This window comes from Dickeya oryzae (genome assembly GCF_009372235.1).
GTDB classification, from domain to species: Bacteria; Pseudomonadota; Gammaproteobacteria; order Enterobacterales; family Enterobacteriaceae; genus Dickeya; species Dickeya oryzae.
In genome coordinates this window covers 189,711-208,809 of record NZ_ML762923.1, presented here as the reverse complement: position 1 = coordinate 208,809, position 19,099 = coordinate 189,711, and the positions used below count along the sequence as shown (strand labels likewise).

General features: G+C 47.6%; 7 protein-coding genes. All 7 read right to left on the bottom strand.

The annotated features are described in order from the left end of the window. Position 1: 1 nt before the first annotated feature. The gene (locus FAZ14_RS09740; RefSeq protein ID WP_016943537.1) at positions 2-772 is read right to left on the bottom strand and encodes an amidohydrolase; all 771 of its coding nucleotides are present in this window, start codon (positions 770-772) and stop codon (positions 2-4) included. A 56-nt stretch (positions 773-828) separates the two neighbouring features. Beyond that, positions 829-2,064 (bottom strand): SDR family oxidoreductase, encoded by a 1,236-nt coding sequence (locus FAZ14_RS09735; RefSeq protein WP_016943536.1) that lies wholly within the window; start codon positions 2,062-2,064, stop codon positions 829-831. Between the two features lie 103 nt (positions 2,065-2,167). Next, the gene (locus tag FAZ14_RS09730) at positions 2,168-2,935 is read right to left on the bottom strand and encodes an SDR family NAD(P)-dependent oxidoreductase (RefSeq protein ID WP_016943535.1); all 768 of its coding nucleotides are present in this window, start codon (positions 2,933-2,935) and stop codon (positions 2,168-2,170) included. Further along, positions 2,932-5,943, bottom strand: coding sequence for a PfaD family polyunsaturated fatty acid/polyketide biosynthesis protein (locus tag FAZ14_RS09725; protein ID WP_016943534.1), 3,012 nt, complete (start codon positions 5,941-5,943; stop codon positions 2,932-2,934). The genes FAZ14_RS09730 and FAZ14_RS09725 overlap by 4 nt, the downstream gene beginning before the upstream one ends. Positions 5,944-5,967: 24 nt before the next feature. Continuing rightward, a complete protein-coding gene (locus FAZ14_RS09720; RefSeq protein ID WP_016943533.1) occupies positions 5,968-10,275 on the bottom strand; it encodes a polyketide synthase family protein in 4,308 nt (1,435 codons plus the stop codon). A gap of 162 nt (positions 10,276-10,437) precedes the next feature. Further along, positions 10,438-17,508 carry a type I polyketide synthase gene (locus FAZ14_RS20375; protein WP_268906959.1) on the bottom strand — a complete coding sequence of 2,357 codons (7,071 nt, stop codon included), beginning with the start codon at positions 17,506-17,508 and terminating at the stop codon, positions 10,438-10,440. A 103-nt stretch (positions 17,509-17,611) separates the two neighbouring features. Continuing rightward, positions 17,612-18,601 carry a hypothetical protein gene (locus FAZ14_RS09710; RefSeq protein ID WP_016943531.1) on the bottom strand — a complete coding sequence of 330 codons (990 nt, stop codon included), beginning with the start codon at positions 18,599-18,601 and terminating at the stop codon, positions 17,612-17,614. Positions 18,602-19,099 lie beyond the last annotated feature (498 nt).

Here is a 19,099-nt window from a genome sequence, read left to right as displayed (position 1 = left end):
CTTATTTGAACTCAAATGAGTCTGCATCTTTTAGAAATGGGAATCGTTCTCTGACGCCACGCAAATGTTCATGCGACAGCGTGACAGTGAAAACCGCTTCCTGCGGTTCGCCGTTGAGTAGTGTTTCCCCCAGAGGATCTACCAGCATGGTGTTGCCACTGTAGTTCAGTTGGTTACCGTCCTGACCGACACGATTAACACCAACGACATAACTCTGATTTTCGATAGCGCGGGCTGGCAACAGGGTCTGCCAGTGATGTGAGCGGCCAGCTGGCCAATTTGCAATGTAAATAGCTGCATCGTATTTGCCGTTCAGATTACGTGACCAGGCAGGGAAACGCAGGTCATAACAAATAAACAACGCAATACGCCAGCCATTATGCTCAACAATGCTTTGAGTCTCACCGGCAGTGTACTCTTGATGCTCACCTGCATAGGTAAATAGATGACGTTTATCGTAATACTGAATACTTTCTTCAGTCACCCATAGCAACCGATTGTAATAGCATCCGTTATTTTCGATGATCACACTGCCAACCACTGCAGCTTGATACTCGGTAGCCATTTTTTGCATCCAGTTACGGGTATGGCCTTCCATCTGTTCCGCAATGCCTTTGGGTTTCATGCTAAAACCTGTGGTAAACATCTCCGGCAATACAATGATGTCACTACCCCGACACTGCTTTAACAATTTCTCCACTCGGCGGCGGTTAGCCGCCGCTTGCTCCCATTCAATATCCAATTGAACCAGCGACAGTGTTAAATCCTTCATGCTCATTTTCCTCCATAAAATCTCTAATCGCGGTGTCACTCCCTGATTAGCAGGGTTTAACGCAAGTCAGCATCAAATAACTGCTCCAGAAAACTGCTCTGTCGGGTATGTTCCGCTATCACTGCACTCCTCTGCTGCTCATGCGGCGCTACAATAAAAGCCTCATCAATCAAGTAGGTGAAATAGCGGGAAAATAGCGTTTTATCACAAGCGGGGCAGGTAATGCCGCTACCTTCAAGCCATTGGCGGGTCAGTTGAGTGGCATATTTCGCCTTTTCAGTCACATCACCACTGCTGTAAAACAGTGCCATCAAATCGGTGAATGACGAGCGATAAGGTTTGCCGTCAAGCAACATACGGTTTTGAGTCAACGCCTCAAAATAGTCTTCATTAATGACGGTATCCAGACGATAGCCAAACTCGCGTAACGCAATCACGATATCGTCATAAGTAATAGGATTTGGATTGGTCAGATTCAGTGTCCTGCCATGGAAATCATTGCTATGCAGGCTGGCGTAGAGTGATGCTTTCGCTACATAATCCACTGGTGTGATATCGAAATCTTCGGACGAACGGAACGTCAACCCAGTTTCAACCAAAGACTTGATCATCTCGTAATAAATACCCTTAACACGGGTATCTTTGAGAGGGTAACGCCCACTAGCACTGTCTCCCCATATATTGCCAGGGCGAACAATAGTCCAATTTAGCCCTTTTTCCCCAGCCTGATGAACCGCCTTTTCCGCCTCATATTTCGAACGCTCGTAGTCCATATCGCGATAGTTCTGTCCGAAATCGAGATCAGTTTCCTGTAATTCAAACCCTTCCTGATACAACTTGTCGCCCACTACACTAAAACTGGAGGCATACAGTAAGGGAATACTCCCACCGAGGCAGAAATCGATAATATGCTGCGTACCTTTCACATTGACCGGGTGTAACTTACCGTAAGATGCCACCAGGCTGACATTGGCTGCGCAATGCAGTACTCGATCCACAATTCCTTGTAGACGCTGATAATCCGGTGCATTCAACCCCAACTGCGGGTGGGTTACCTCGCCCAATACCGGAATAATGCGATGCAATTGTCCGGCACTTATACGTTCTACATCATATGAAAACAGCACGCTTTCCAGGCGTATCCTGGCCTGCTCCGCAGAATCCGCACGCACCAGACAATAAACATTTGCCTGAGTCGTAGTCAGAATCTCGAGCAAAATCCTACCACCCAGTACACCCGTTGCACCGGTAAGAAATATATTTTTTACCACCGGTGCGAGCCCTGTAGACATAAACGACCTCCCATAATTTCTGTCAAAACAACATCCGTTAACCGCATTAATTAACTACAACAACGCGCGAGCATTTATAGTCTTCTGACATCCGACATAGTTTTTATAACGATCCCACCCGCATCCCACCATCCAGCGGAATCACTGTAGAGTTCAGATAATTAGTCTTACAGCTAGCCAGAAATCCCACCACTTCAGCGACATCATCAGGTGTCCCCCAACGTCCGACCGGTACAATGCTGCGGATGATTTTTTCCTCCTCCGGTGAACCAATCATGTGCGGATCAACAAATTTCTCCAGCATCTCAGTACGGCAAATACCAGGGGCTACCGCAGTAACACTTATATTCATCGGGCCCAGTTCTCGGGCCCAAGATTCAGTGGCAGAAATCAAGCCAGCCTTGGAAGCCGCATAAGCGGATCCACCTGCTGCCCCCCAAATTCCGGCTACTGAAGCAATATTAATGATGCGGCCGTACTTCAACCGCGCCATATAACGCGCAAATACTTCAGTACAGTTGAATGCGCCCGTCAGGTTAACGGCCATCACCTTTTCTGTGTCACGTAATCCTTGAGCAGACAGGCAATAGCTGCGTTCAATCACTCCAGCGTTGTTGACCAATACCGTGATGGTTTGGCCCAGTTCGTCTGCAATAGCTTGTGCAGTGGTGCTAACAGAGTCGAACCGAGTAACGTCCATAGTGAAACGGTGCAGCCCCTTGGGCTGCTCCAGTTGTTGATACAAATCATCCAGACGTGACGCGCTGATATCCGTTGCTGCTACCTGATAGCCTATATTTAGCAAGGTTCGGGTAATGGCTGAACCAAACCCGCCGGCAGCCCCGGTGATAACAGCGACTTGTTGGCTCATGCTTCTACCCCTTCCTTGAAGGTGATATCGATGACCTTACGAGCATTTTCCATCGCATCAAAAATGCGCTCTTCAAAGAAACGTACATCATCCTGTGACATCAGCAGGTTGGAATACATACGCGACAACGGAGAGAACTGGATACCATAACGCTTGGAGATCTCACGAATAATGATGTCGCAGAATTTAACCTTATCGCTGTAGCCCTCTGAACGATCTACTGGTGTGGACTGGGAGTGATACACCAGAGCCGTTGGCATCCCCTGAACTACCAGTGGCAGATCAACCGACTCGGCGGCTTTAACGAATACACCCGAAATCTGTCGCATAACGTCTGCCATACGGTCATAACATCCTGGGTCTTTCTCAATCAGATCATAGGTGGCTTTTACTGCTGCCAGCCCTAACGGATAACCATTAAAAGTCCCAGCGTGGATCACCTTGCCACGGGTATACAGACTCATGATGTCACGGCGCCCCATGATGGCGGATACAGGCATAGAGCCACCAGCCAGTGCCTTACCAAAGGTAGCCAGGTGTGGAGTAACACCCAGTAATTTCTGCGCCCCACCTAATCCAACACGCACTCCGGTAATCACTTCATCAAAAATCAGTACAATGTTGTACTTCTCGCACAGTGCCTTGGTTTTTTCCAGATACCCCTCACGCGGGAAGATACCGCCGCCATTGATACACAATGGCTCCATTAGCACAGCAGCAATTTCACCGTGATAGCGCTCAATAGTGGCAGTCAGTACATCAATGTCGTTCCACGGCAGCATGAATGACTGATCTTCGATTGCGCCCGGTGCTCGACCCCATGTATCCAATAAGTCACCTTTGAACTGTTCCGGCACCGGCCAAGTCAGATCCTGCTTTTTGCGCCAACCCATGATGTTATCGGCATTGCCGTGGTAATGACCGTGGAAGCGGATAAAACGGGTTTTACCGGTAAACCCACGTGCCAGACGAATTGCGTTTTGCACCGCTTCGGTACCACTCAGGCAAAAGCGCACCATGTCAGCACAAGGAATGTGCTTAACGAGGGTTTCGCACACGTCCACTTCCAAATCGCAGGTATCGACTGAAGTGACTTTGTGCATATAGTTGATCAAGGCTTCGTTGTACGCCTCATTATGATGACCCGTAATCAGGGCACCGAACTTGCAGAACAGGTCGAGATGTTCGTTGCCATCCAAATCCCATACTCGTGAATTGCGCCCACGATTAAACGGAATAACCAGTGGTCGCTCTGGATCGCCAAAGTTGTAATGGGTTCCGCCTGGGAGCAGTTCCCAACATTTTTTATAAAACTCTTTAGATTGGTCTAATGTCAGTTTGGTTTCTGCATCCATTATCTTGGTACTCCCTGTTTGTGGTTGAAATGCTTGGGTAGGTTGTGAGATAGCTGAGTGATCGATGCTGATACGCAGCAAGTCATCAGGTGTGCAGTGTTGCAGCGAATTAGGTAACTCGATATCCAGTGCCGACAGGTATGCCACTCGGTTCAGATAAGCAGCTCCTTGCATTAGCAGAACCCCGATATCACTGACCCGACGCTGCTCTACAGCCTCCAGTGACGAACCTCGCAACCATTCGTTCAGTGCGCCCATGGCTGAACCGCACCAAACCTGATAATCCAATTGTCGAGACGGTTCACCATTAATAGCCCAGCGTGATGACTGCCCTAAATACCACTGAAAAATCAGTGCCATTTTTTTCTTAGGTTGTTGCTCAGCTTTGGCGATCACCTGCGGCTGGTGAGTCCGCTCGAAATAACTTACTGTCTGCTGCCAAACCTCTGCTAATGGTTGATGAAAAATCTGCTTCTCAAGCTGAGCGACATCAGCAGCAGGGATATCCTCCAGACAGTCGTACTGCTTATATAGGCCGTAGAGCTTTTGCGCTCTTACGCCATACATACTCCCTTGCTTCATCACCTGAACTTTAGCGCCCAACTCGAACATATCAGCAGAAGGCGCTGTAGCGACATCACCTATCTGAACTTTGCCCAGCATCTGTTTAACAGAATCTGAAGTACCGGCCTCAATACAAGCCTGGTTCACCGAGCCGGTTACGATATAGGCTGCGCCCAGAGCAAACGCTGCCAGAACAGCATGTGGTGTACCCAGTCCACCCGCTGCTCCTACACGTACTTGCCAACCCAGATCAGATTGCGCTTGTATTTCATCGCGTAACGCTACTACTGAGCGAAAAATACACGCCAGCAAACCTTGATCAGTATGACCGCCTGAATCACCTTCAACCGTAATATCGTCCGCCATAGGCACCTGGCGAGCCAACTCAGCCTGCTGTTCGTTAATAAGCCCTTCTTCGAGCAGTTTTTTCAATAGGTTATCTGGTGCAGGGCGTAAGAAATGCTGTGCAACCTCACGACGAGAAACTTTGGCAATAATATGGTTCTTCGCCTGGACTCGGCCATCAGCATCGCGTGTCAATCCAGCAGCACGGTAATACACCAGAGCAGTGGTCAGGTTGATGTATGCTGAGGCTTCGATCACTCTGACCTGACGTTCTATCAATAACCTGACACATCCCATCTCCCACCCTGGATTTCCTGGATTGTGTAGTAAATTGACACCAAAAGGTCCATTCGGTAAGTACTGCTGGATCCGCTCCACCTCTGTAGTGATTCGCTCCAGACTCAGACCGCCAGCCCCAAAGATCCCCAGCATTTGCCGCTGCCCGAGTGCGATCACCATTTCAGCAGAATGGATGCCGTTCGCCATGGCTCCTGCGTAACAGGAAAAACGTACACCATAATCACGCTGAAACTGCCGATCCCCTAACCGCGAAGCGTCCATCGGTGGTAACCAACCCACTAAATTGCCTTCCTTGGGTACCGCATTATTGGGGGCTTCAATCCGCATATGGCGGTCATACTCGACCACAGCCAGTGGCATCGCCAACGCATAAAGCATCTGGCCACCCAGTAACGGTTTATCCGTCATACTCTGGATACCAGCAGTGTTGTCTTGTTTATTCATAATTCAGCTTCCCTGGCTCATCGTTTAGGCCGTTTCAGCCCGAAACGGCATGGTATTGTAAGAGCTGTCTGCAATAGTTAGCGTCTCGCGACTAAATCCAGCCCCCAGGTTGTCGCACAGCCCAATCACATTACCGCGATAGAGAATCTCTACGATGAAAGTCAGCGCGATATCATCCAACGAACGACCATCATCTGCGTAACGTGCATTAATTGATTTACAGGTAAGCCGGTAGCGTAAAACATCACGCTCACACTTCACCTCACCGCGAAAACGGGCGCTGTAGTGGTGATTACATAGTGTTCGTGGTGTCAGGTATGACTGAGAGTTCAGTCCCAGATAATGTAGGAACACCTTGACCATCTGTTCACACCCCTCAACCAAAAAAGTCCCCGGCATCACCGGATCATTTTTGAAATGGGCTTTAAAAACAAAATGATCTGGGTCGATATCCACCTCTCCGAGCATTTCACCTAAACCAAATGCACCACCATCACGCGACATTGATACGATACGGTTGAGCATGCGGGTATTCGGATTGCAAATATGACCGATATCTGCCCGAGCATACGCAGGGCCGAAACAGGCGGCGACATCACCCTGCAACAACGAGGAGATCTCTTTATCTGACAATGCAGTCTTATTACTCAACAACGGCGGGGTAAACGGTGTCGACGCCGGTGCTTCACGGAAATAAACCGATGTATCCAGGGGTTTGGCTCGAGCCATATCACGAGCGCTGAAAAAGCCAGAGTTGGCCACTAACTTGAATACAAGCCGATCATCGACATAGCAGAAATACTCATAGCCAATGAGCACCACACTGCCAGCTTTCACAACAGAAGTGATGTTAACCCGGCCACGTAAGGTTTCTCCTGCCGCAGGCATCTCGCTGTAAACCGTTGTCTGGCTATCTACCGCGCGATAACACAACTGCCCTTTGAACATCATGTCGCAACCGATGACGGTAAATGCCACGATCATGGCGTGTGATGACTCCAGAGACATAAAGGCCGGCGCTTTACCATCTACGACATACCAGGCATCCGCTGGAATGTCATATTCCCACTCGATAAAACCCGGTTCTAACTTATCTTTCTGCGCCGACATTGCTGTAATGCGTGATACAAACAGGTAAGGCGGTGATGGCATACGCGTACGTATCGCGTAACGGTCAGCTTCTTCATACTCTTTCCCCAATACACTGGCGATGCTGCCATCGGTCAACTCCAGCAACTGCTCATAGTCCAGCAACGGACGCGGGTGTACCGGTTCGGGTTTGGGATATACCTGGGAAAGCGTTGCGCTATCTTCCTGAATAAGTTGTCGGGCAATCAGACGGTGGAAGGTACTTTCCAGTTCCAGATAGCGCAACTGGGTGTAGGCATGTCGCCACTGATGTGCAGTATCGTTCGGCACCAACAACGTCATAGGTAACGCCTGTGGGATCCGTGTCAGCGGTACGCTATCGGCTAAATAGGCGAAACGTGCCTGCGCTGTATCACTCAGCATAATTGCCTGTACCGTTTTATCGCGTCCCGTAAATACGCTAACGTTTAACGGCTTTGTCGCCAGTGGCGGAATGGTACGAGCTCTCGCTTGCCTCCCCACGGTCGGTTCGCGCAAAATCAAATGGCTGTATGCTCGGTCGATACCGATATGATTTACAGCAGCACGTCGTGTTGTCTGAGACCGCCATACTGTGCCATGTTCTGGCACTTGTAAGTCAGATCTGGCAGCATGACGCAGTTCTTGTGACAACGAAAACGACGGTATACCAGGCAGATAAGATTCAGATAACTGCAATGCCGTTTTGATGATACCGAGCAAACCACTAGCGGCCGATAAGTGACCATAGTGTGCCTTCAACGTCCCCAGTGTCAGCGGGGTAGTACGGCCAGCCACACCATACACGTGGCGCACTGCCTCACACTCAGTTTCCAATTCACCAGGGCATGCCCCCGCATATACCTCAACATAATCCACCTGCTGTGGCGTACAGCCAGCCGTGCCCAATGCCGTAGTCATGCTATCTACTAGTGCCTGAGCAGAGGGAGCAAATCGCAAAGAGCGGCCTGGTTCATGGGACACAGACAACCCATCTACCAGCGCATAGATAGCGGTGTCATCACGCAGAGCGTCTTGCTCACGCTTAAGGATAATAGCACCACCACCATCACCTACTTCCTGATTAGCGTGCTGTGACTGGTGATCCCACAGGACGTTTTCTACACCACCAGCGAAACTACAACTCGCAATCAATACTGCATCTACCTGCTGACGATCAAGCATGAACTGCGCCAACTCAATCGCCTTAAACGGCGCACTCTCCTCACTATAAAGTGAGAAAGTCGGCCCGTTGAGACGCAAATGAGCCGCCAACCTGGAAGCCACAATGTTACCGATACCACCAGTAATTCCTTCAGGGTACGGAGCAGGGAATAACCCATTGCGTACAATATCTTCCAGAGCTGTTTGATCATCCGATGACAAAGTGATACCACAACGGCTCAAACTCTGAGCCAGTTGCCAACTGATTTCATTGCGTGCCTGATAGCGCAGACAACCATAATCCACACCACCGGCAACAATCACAGCAATATTACGGCGACTACCATCTAGTTCATAACCAGCATCCAAAAAAGCTCGTTCGGCTACAGGTAGTAAAAACAGATGTGACAAAAGGTGCGGACCCACGACATTAGGCGGCAACTTGAAATGTTTACAGTCAAAATCGAAACGTTCAATGTAAGCACCTTGAGGTGCTTGCGTTACACCACGCTGCGCCAACACATCAGGCCGTTGCTCCAAACCAATCCAACGAGTCGCTGGTAACTCAGTGAAGAATTGAGCCTCTTGCTGTATAGCCTTAGCCAGTTGAGCACTTTGCTCAGTTTCAGCCAGATGAATACCCATCCCTACCAACGCTAGTGGTTGATGAGGAATAATGTTGGCTTTCGTGGCAGACGTGTGGGCTCGCAATCCAGCATTATCATCACAAAGAACCAGATGGGCATTTACACCACCAAAACCAAATGCATTAATGCCCGCACGTTTTGGTGCACCGGTCGCAGGCCATGGCCTTGCCTCCCGCACAACATGCTCCAGTGTCAGCTTTCCTTCTGGTGTATTGACTAATTCAGTAACGCCTGGTGTCGCTGGCAGTTGGTTATGTTGCATTGCCAGCACCACCTTCAGCAGACTTCCCATACCAGAAGCAGTCAACATATGACCATTATTCGCCTTGTTAGCACCGATTAATGGTAAATTACCGTGTGAGGCAAAGAATCGCTCTACCGAAGCAAGTTCCACCTGATCACCGACTGGTGTACCTGTAGCATGGCATTCCAGGTAGTCAATACGCGTATCGCTATGTGCATAAGCACGTTCCAGCGCGGCACACTGTCCCTGAATATCCGGTACTAACATATGCTTGGCACCCGCATCGTTGGATAATCCCACCGATTCGATTACCGCGTAAATCGTATCATTATCCCGTACCGCATCACGGTAACGTTTTAGTGCTACCATACCTGCACCTTCTCCCGCCTTCAGTCCTTCAGAAGCGCGGTCAAACGGGATCGAGATACCTTGTTTGGGGAACGCCTGCAACACGTTAAAACCGTGGTTGATATAAATGTGGTCTGCATGACAAACTGCGCCAGCCAACATCAAGTCTGCTTTACCACTTTCCAGATAATCTGATGCCAGTTTGATGGCATACAGTGCGGACGAACAAGCAGCATCGAGCGAGAATGTCGGTCCTGCCATCCCCAGAGCCAGTGCAGCGACAGTGGCATTATGGCCACCTGTAATCAGATTAACATCATCGTAATCCGCCGTTGGCCAGACTTCATCAAAATGAAAATCTGGGCGATGAATTAATTTCTGAATATAGGGTTGCAACAATTGATGATAAAACGGTGTCATCATACGCTTTACTGTATGAGTAGGCATTCCGATATTACCAATAATCAAGCCAGTTTTTTTCAGAGTATTTTCATGATGACGATAGCCGCTATGACTTAATGCCTGCTCAGCGGTATACAGCGTCCATTTAAATAATGCATCCAACGAGTTTAGTTCGTTAGCGGGCAAACGATACCCTTGAGCATCAAATATAAAATCCCTGACATACCCATTACGATTATAATGTATCTTATCGGCAGTACCTGGCACCGGATGGTAATAATTCTCCGGTGACGTGCCCAATTCCTTTTCGGAAATCGACGAGGCGCTGTCTTTTTCCTGACACAGATTCTCCCAGTATGCCATAGGGTTATCAGCGCCAGGGAACAGGCATCCCAGTCCGACGATGGCTATCGGTTCCATGAAAATATCACTCCTGAATATCAGCCAGGGATTCCCAACCATACGATGCTTGCCAGCTAGTCTCATATTGCAAGTAATTTCATATTACTGTGTAACTGCAACGAAACCGCCTTCTTATAGCATATATGGCTGGAAAATAATTGGCCTTATCTCATTAAATAGTTATTTATCCGTAATAACAGTTTCAGTCCGAGGCTGACAGAATAACTTCCTTAATGCTGATGAAACAGTAAACTCAACCTGATGCAACTGGCTATAGCAATTTCCACATTCGTCATGCAACACAATATCAGTAACCAACGATGATAATGTGTGTTTGACAATATGCATTGAAACGAAGAACGGCGTATTAATTGGTATCGGCATAATCGTATCAATCTGTCCGATAGCCGACGGTAACCCCGCTTTGTCTGAACGCAACATCAGCCATATTAGTGGTAGTTGCAGACCAACATCATGCACAAAGAAATCAAACGAGCCCGGATTAAACTGCCCTGATATAGCAGAGTCACTACCTGACAACCGGCAGGCTAGCGTTAGTCCTCTCTCATCAATATGAACCAACTCACGTACACCGCGGAACGCGTCACCGTGGAACAATAGACTGCCTTGACGCATGTCACCATACAGAGGTTGCTCCACCACAACACGCTTGCTCAGGTCTTCTGTAATCGGCTTGTATATAGCTTCTGGAGCCTTGGTCATCAACGTTAATGTCGCCTGATAGTGCTTTTCACCTTTGTCATTCAGGACAACCATCGTCAATACTAGGGCCTCACTTCCAGTCTGATAATTATCAGCTGGTTTCCAGCACACCTGCCAGTTTTCAGATTGGCTACCATCAAACACAATCCCTTTCAACACTGCAAATGCTGCGACTTTGACCACTCGATAACCAGGAAAACGCTCAGTCGCAGTTTGTGCCATCCAGGCAATTGCTGCTGTCGCAGGTAATACCGGTTTATCGTTGACAACATGATGTGACAAGAACGGATTACGCTGTTCCAGTACATGACGATACACCGCTTCCCCATTACTCAAGGCCTTAACTGGCTGTACCGCCCGGTAGCTGGGGCCACCAATAATAACCTGCGTAGTTACCCCATCACGGTACTCATTCAGGAAGCGCTGGTAACCAGCCTCAACGGGAATAATAACCATGTTTTGTGCATCATATGCCCGTTTGAGGGTCTCATTAACCATTCCTCCATCCCACGGCCCCCAGTTAATCGATCGTATAACAGGGCGAGATTCACCATTTAGCGGCAACCAGCTAAACTTGTTAAGAATATCGTTTGCCAACGCATAATCTGTTTGTCCAGCATTGCCGAAAAACCCTGACACTGAGGAAAATAGCATCACTTGACGCAATTTCTTAATATCAACAGCCTGCAGAAGATTCTCCAACCCACGCACTTTAACATCGAACACAGAACGCAGATCCTTCAGTGTTTTCTTCTCTATGCGTTTGTCTGCCAGATTGCCAGCACCATGGATAATGCCAGTAACAGCACCATACCGACGAGTAATTTCCTGAATGATAGAGATCATCTGCTCTGCATTGGTAATATCGCACTGGCGATAAACTGCTGTTGCACCATATCTCTCGATCTCAGCTAATGTCTGACGCACTTCATCATTGTGTTCCAGGCTACTCAGCATGGCAGTAATCTTAACGGGTGTCGGCTGTACATTCTGCTGCTGTAAACTGGCGATAGCCGCTGCCTTTCTGGCCTGTGGCGTATCTGCACCCAACGCCCACTCAGGCAGTGGTGCTTCAATATCAGTTCGTCCTAGTAAGATAAAAGTTGCAGGTGCATATTGCGCCAGTGCCCGTACGCATCCGGCAGTAATGCCTCGCGCACCTCCTGTGACCACAAACACATCCTGTGCAGTTACGGCATTCGCTCCCGCAGTCAATACGCCATCTGCTGGTCGTACTGCCAATGTCATACGTTCGCCGTCTGTACCTCTACCCACTTCACCGAGCGCCTGATTACTGTCCTGCAACTCTTCCATGATAATGCGAGCCACAGCCTCATCACTCAGTGCAGCAATAATATCCACTGTGCGGCAAAACACTGACTTCCACTCGATATTAAGTGACTTGGTTAGCCCAGTTACCCCGGCCGCCACAACAGGTAGCATCTGACGTTGTGATGTACCTAACTCACCATCACCACGTGCAACAACCATCAAATAACCGTGCTCATTGCTATTCAGCGAAGGTTGCAGGCGACGCGCCAACATGAACAACGTTTCTACTGACTGATAATCCTGCTCCCGAAACAGATCCTGCACACGTTTCACTACCGGACGCACCGATTGAAGGTAAATAACACCATTGATAGTGCCATGCTCTATTTCCAGTTCAGTAATAGTCTCATCAATCGCCACCTCATTCGGCTGAACCAGCACCCGTGCCGCACTGGTTTTTTTACGCCGCTTGCTTTTGGACGCAGTGGGAGAAATCGTCATCCAGATGGCCCGTTGCCCCCGCTGTTCCAATTGAGTGAGTAGCGCAGTTGGTGCTTGTCCTTCCTCATCGATAATCAGCCAGGTACGTGCTTCCTCAAACGCTTGCGCCAGACGATCTGGCAGAGGTAGCGATTGACGAATTACTTCATAACGGCCGACCCCCTGGGGGTCGGCAATAGCTATGTTATCAATGGTTGTTGTGCCGCTAGCAATCGCTGTATTGTCACCAGACATGACAATCTGAGTGGATGCATGCTGAACCACAGGCTCTTGATTAACCTGGGGTTCAGCTAACGGCTTTTTTACAGCATGGTCCTCAGTGGTAGTCACAAAACCCAATGCGCGCAATGTCGCTTCAGACCCAGTATCACGTACCGTAGCCTGTGACTCACGCTGGTTGTCTTCCACGAAAAACTCACGCGCAGACTCAGCCTCTTCATCTGCTGCATTAACACCACCACTGCGGATATCTGCGATGATTTCCGCAATCATATCCATAAAGAACGTAGACATCTTATTGATGTTGCTGAGTGATTCAATATCCAGCGTTTCCATGTCTTTATTCTTAGATGCATCATGATAGATACCAGCATCAGCAGAGAAGGCATCAAACATTGCACCGAAGATTTCCAGACGTTTGATAGAGTCAATGCCAAGATCCGCTTCAAGATCCATCTCGCCGTCGATCATGTCCTGTGGATAACCAGTGCGATCACTGACGATAGCGATCAACTTCGCTGTAATTTCTTCAATTTTTATTGCTTCGAAACGAGCAATCTGCACTTTTTCTTCTTCACTTAATGTGACAGACGGTGCAGGCGTGGTGGTAGCAGTGACAGCAGGCTCAGACACCACAACTGGTACAACACGCTCTGCAACTGCGGGTTCCGGGATCGAAGGCAGTGTGGGTGAGGTAGAAGTCAACGGTGCTACTGGCGCGACAGGTGCAGACATGGCAGATGTCTGTGTTGCCTGTGCTACAGGCGTAGGTTGTACTGGTGCTGACTGTACTGGTGCTGACTGTACTGGTGCTGACTGTACCGGTGCTGACTGTACCGGTGTTGCTTGTATTGGCGCGGCCACAGGAGCAGTAAACGCAACTGGCGCACTGGCAATTGGCGCAGCAATCGATAGCGCAACGTTACCCGATAACGGCGTACGCTGAACTGACGGAGCCGAACTATGGTTCGCCTCTACCTCAAACAAATCCTGCTGAGTAGCAAAATAACGTTCGTGGTTAGCGTGGTACAATTCCAAGTTCTTGTTTAAAAGCTGAACACTCTGACTCAGACTACCCAGCATATGAGGCAAATTCTGGTGGTCCGGGTATTTATCCAGTAGGGTAAATTGTTTATTCAGCAACGACTCCAGCAAAGAGATATACTCTTTCTGGTTTGACTGGAATTGCTGATGTAGTTGACTCATCACCTGTTGCGCAGTCAGCAAGCCATTAAGACTGCTGCTGTCGTGGCTATACGTCAAGGGAGCCTTGTTTTCCATTACAGTATCTCTCTCTGAGGTGGGTAAAGCTAATTTTCCTTTTTCCTGCATCCTTGAGGCCGGGGCCTTAGGGGTTGATACAGAACTACTCGTCGGCTGTTTCTCCGACTCTACTGACGTGCTGACGAACCCTGCCGATGCCATAGGAGATTGCTTCAACGATGAGTTAGTCGGCTCGTCACTAACCTGCCGCAAGTTACTCGGTGGGCTAGCTTGTTTTTGCGTGGATACATCCTGAGATTTAATAGTCGTATCCATTAATGTGTTGGCATTTTCGGCCACAAACTGTTCGACGGTTTTTGTATCACCATCTCGCAACGCATTAAGGCGACGGGTACGATTTTTCGCAGACAAGAAAAAGCCGCCATTCAGTCGTACACTAACAGCACTACGTTTTCCTGTCGGCAGCGGTGCTGGACGGGCATAACGGTCAAATGCGGTCAATGGCACCCCTTCGGCGACCAGCCTTGCAATTGCCCGAGATAACTGGACACGCTCTTCACCTTTATCACTGGTATTCAATGAAACAACACAGTGTGGACGATCCTTAAGAATGTCAGCCACCAGCTTGCCCAGAACTCCCTTTGGACCAATCTCAATGAACAGTCGTCCGCCTTGTTGATAGATAGTTTCGATGGTCTGACGGAACAATACCGGCTGGATCAACTGATCACCCAAAGTCGCAGCAATCTGATCTGGCGTAGAAGGGTACGGCTGTGCCAGCGCTGTAGAATACAAACTCCCTTGTGGAACCTGAAAACTCACTGCAGCGAGTTTTTTACGGAAGGGCTTAGCTGCAGATGCAATATAGCGAGTATGAAATGCAGCAGATACGGGTAACAAACGACAATGGACTTTTTTCTCTTCCAATTGTTGGTGTAACTGCCGGATTTGTTCACTAGATCCACCAAAAACGACCTGAGAGGTCGAATTATCATTGGCAATCACGATATCGGTGTAAGCCGTCAGGATTGCTTCACGTTCCTCAACACTACTGAGTGAAGCCGCCAGCATGGCTCCTGAATCACCATTGCACTGCGCACTAGCGGAAGCTGCAGCCTGACCACGAGCTAAAGATACCCGGTAAAAATCGGCCTCCGACAACCCACCCGCAGCCCAGAGTGCTGTCACTTCACCATAACTGTGCCCACAGAAGAAATCAGCTTTAAATCCAATATTTTTCAGCAAGTTATAATAACCAGCACTGATAGCCCCAATAGCTGGCTGCGCATTGGCAGTTTCTGTCAGGTGCTGCTGCTGCTTCTGACGCTCAATATCATTGAATACCGGTGCAGGGTAAATTACAGAAGAAATAGTCGGCAAATCATCTTCTTGTACCAGTGTGTCCAGGGTTTCCAGCGTCTGACGTATTTCTGGAAAATCTACTGCAACACCACGCCCCATATTGACATACTGTGAACCCTGGCCTGGGAACATAGCGACGACGGCACCATCCCATTCCTTAGCGCGGGGCTGATAATAAATTCCAGCAGGATGCTCCCAGCCTTGTTCACGCTGACGAGTGAGTTGTTTAATTGCATTGTCGAGGAACACCACCATATCCTGTGGCTCTTCCACCACAAATAACAAACGAGCCTGTTCAGCTTTCAGTGATTCGAGATCCTGATCCCGCAAATGTTCGCGTAGGGCAATCTCAGGCGTAGTTTGCTTAAGGTGCTCAACTGCTGCCTTACAAACAGTTAGCAAGGCATCCGGTGTTTCAGCCTGGAACAACAACGTGGCAGGCAAATCATTAAGGCGGTAACGCCCTTGCGGCTCACGCTCATACTCTTCCAGGACAGCATGGAAATTCGTACCACCGAACCCAAAGGCACTTAATGCAGCTCTACGTGGTGTATTGTTGGCAGGACGCACCCACGGGCGAGATTCAGTATTAGCGTAAAGGGGGGAATTCTTATCAGCAACAGTATCACATGGTTGTTCAACGTTAATCGTTGGGGGCAACACTTTATGTGATAATGCCATTGCTACTTTAATCATTGAAGCCGCGCCAGCAGCACAGCGGGTGTGGCCTATTTGCGATTTAACGCTGCCGAGCGCTATAGATTTAGGTGGAACGGGCATGTCTTCAAATACCGCAGCAAGACTCTTCAGTTCAGTATTATCACCGGATGCAGTCCCTGTACCGTGTGCTTCTATCAACTGCAAATCTGACGGAGTAATACCCGCTCGCTGATAAGTACGACGAATAGCTTTTACTTGCCCTTCATAACGTGGCGCGAAAATACTCTTCGCTCGACCATCGCTGGAGGCCTCCAGTGCTTTCAACACTGCATAAATACGGTCACCATGTAATTCAGCATCTTCCAGGCGTTTTAACACCAACATTCCAACGCCATCACCCAACATGATACCGTCTGACTGATGATCGAATGGTCGTGACAGATTACTTTTGGACAGTGCAGGCGTTTTACTGAAACACAAGAATGAAAACGCGGAATTCTCCAGATTGACTCCACCCGTCAATACCGCATCACAGCTACCAGACTGCAACTCACCTACTGCCGCTTTAATTGCCGCAAGGCTACTGGCACAAGCAGCATCTACCATGTACGAAGTGCCGCCCAGATCAAAGTAACTAGCAATACGACCACAAGCTACATTACCGAGAAACCCAGGGAAACTGTCTTCATTCCATTCAAGGTAAAGATCGTGAGCACGATTAATTACGTCATCCGCAACAGAGGCAGATAAACCAGATTTAATCATGATGCGGCGAAGATAAGGTGCCTGCTGTCGTGCTGCTAGAGAAAAAGAAGTGTTGCCATTGCCACTTCCCCCTAGAATAACGCCTATACGATCACGATCAACCGTATTGTTTTCACTAGCTAGCCCAGCATCAACCATCGCCTGTTTAGCCACATACAAAGCAAACAATTGTGCCGTACTGATTGAATCCACTATCGCAGGTGGAATCTTGAACTCGACAGGATCAAAGTCAATAGGTTTGATAAAACCGGCCTTATAGCCATAAGTTTTATCTGGACTGGAGGGGCTGGCATCATAAAAATCTTCTTTGTACCAATATTCATCTCCTGGCAAAGTATCAACATCAGTAATAGAGTCTTTTTTATCATTAATGTTACGCCAGAAATCATGCAGACTTGCCGCATCGGGGAAATGGCTCGCCATTCCGACAATTGCAATGTCACTTGCCCCGCTATTCAGGTGCAATATATCCTTCCCTAACATATATTCCCTCTCACAAAAGGCAAAGCCATCCCTGGGTAACATGAAGCCATGTACCTCACTATGACCCGCTTTATTGTTAATAACTGTTAAACTTACTCCTTGGTATTATAACCAGGATAGGCGTAGGAAAATTCATAATCCTATTTCACTTCTTTGATAATACAATCGTCCTTCCCCGGAGCACGCCCATAATTACACCAACAATGGCAGAAATCATGGCAACAAAGATATCTAACACCACTACTGAGAATTCGTTAAGTATATTGAATGGTAAATATTTCACGATGATGAATATAGCTGAAACCACAGCAGCACTGAATGCATGAAGGATGAAGTACAAAGACCACTCATCTAATTCATCATCATCATCAAAGTGTAACAAGCCAGCACGAACATCGATTACTGCTTGTTTCTGTGTAACATGAGTAATCCATAACGATATTATCCAGGCGGTTCCACCACATCCAAATGCAACACTTTCCACATCCAGATCAACTTGTTGGTGATAGTACCCCCAAGAAATAAACCCAACAGCTAACATAGTAACAATTACCCAAGGAATGAAATAATTCATTACTAAGTGCTCATCACTAAATGTCTTGCCAGCATTATTTTTTTCAGAAAAAACAGTGCGTTGATACCACTGAAGCAGTGCAGGAAGACAATAAAGATACATCATCAAAACTGACAGGGTAACGCCAAGGAAAAGGCTTCCCATTGCCATTAATGGTATTTCTTTATAAATAAACATTGAAAAACCACTAATAACATATGTGACTATAGTTACAATAAGGGATAACAACCCAGTCCCTAAGGCCAATTTACTCCATAATTGAGCCGGACGTTGCGTTGTCGAGTATGATGACTTTGAATAAAGCACTGCTTCAGAACAAAGTTCTGATGAGGCTCCAAGGGAGACACGACCAAGTGCATCAAGCATCAGCTCAACACTGATAGAAAAGATAGCGACAAGTGGAAAAAAAACAGAAAATACAATAAAATATGTACTTTTCCCATCCCCTGAACCAACCAGGAAGAATATGCAAAAGAATATAACTAGTTCGATAGCTACGTGAATAAGAACCCTGACAGATAAGCGAAAGCCTCTGTACTCTTGCTGAACCATACCATCCATGAAAACTAACTCCTCAGTAATTCCCTCATCTCCGTGCGGTATAAAAAGCTGAGAAAATCCATCAAAAATAAACAACTAGATAGTAGTTATAGTAGACGATAAGACCATGTTAAGTTAATTAATTCAACACGAATTATTTAACAAAACTTAATCTTAATCGTAATGACTTATCTTTTTCAATCAAAGCAATTAAATCCATCGCTTACTGTATACAGGAGCAAAAAATCATTTTCAAACCACCTATAAAAAAGTGGCTGAAAAATAAAAATAATAAAAATCATGTGATTACGCATAAACAGACCAGCAAAAAAGAATAAAATATCAACAACAAATAAAAAATAAGTTTATAATGCTGCCTTATAATACAAATTAGAATTATCATCTAAAATGGTATGTTCGCAATTTACAAACGATAATATTGAAACCAATAGAACGATAATTAACCATTGATTCTCCTGACTTTAACTCCCTATAAGCATTGATGACTCACTCGCAAAT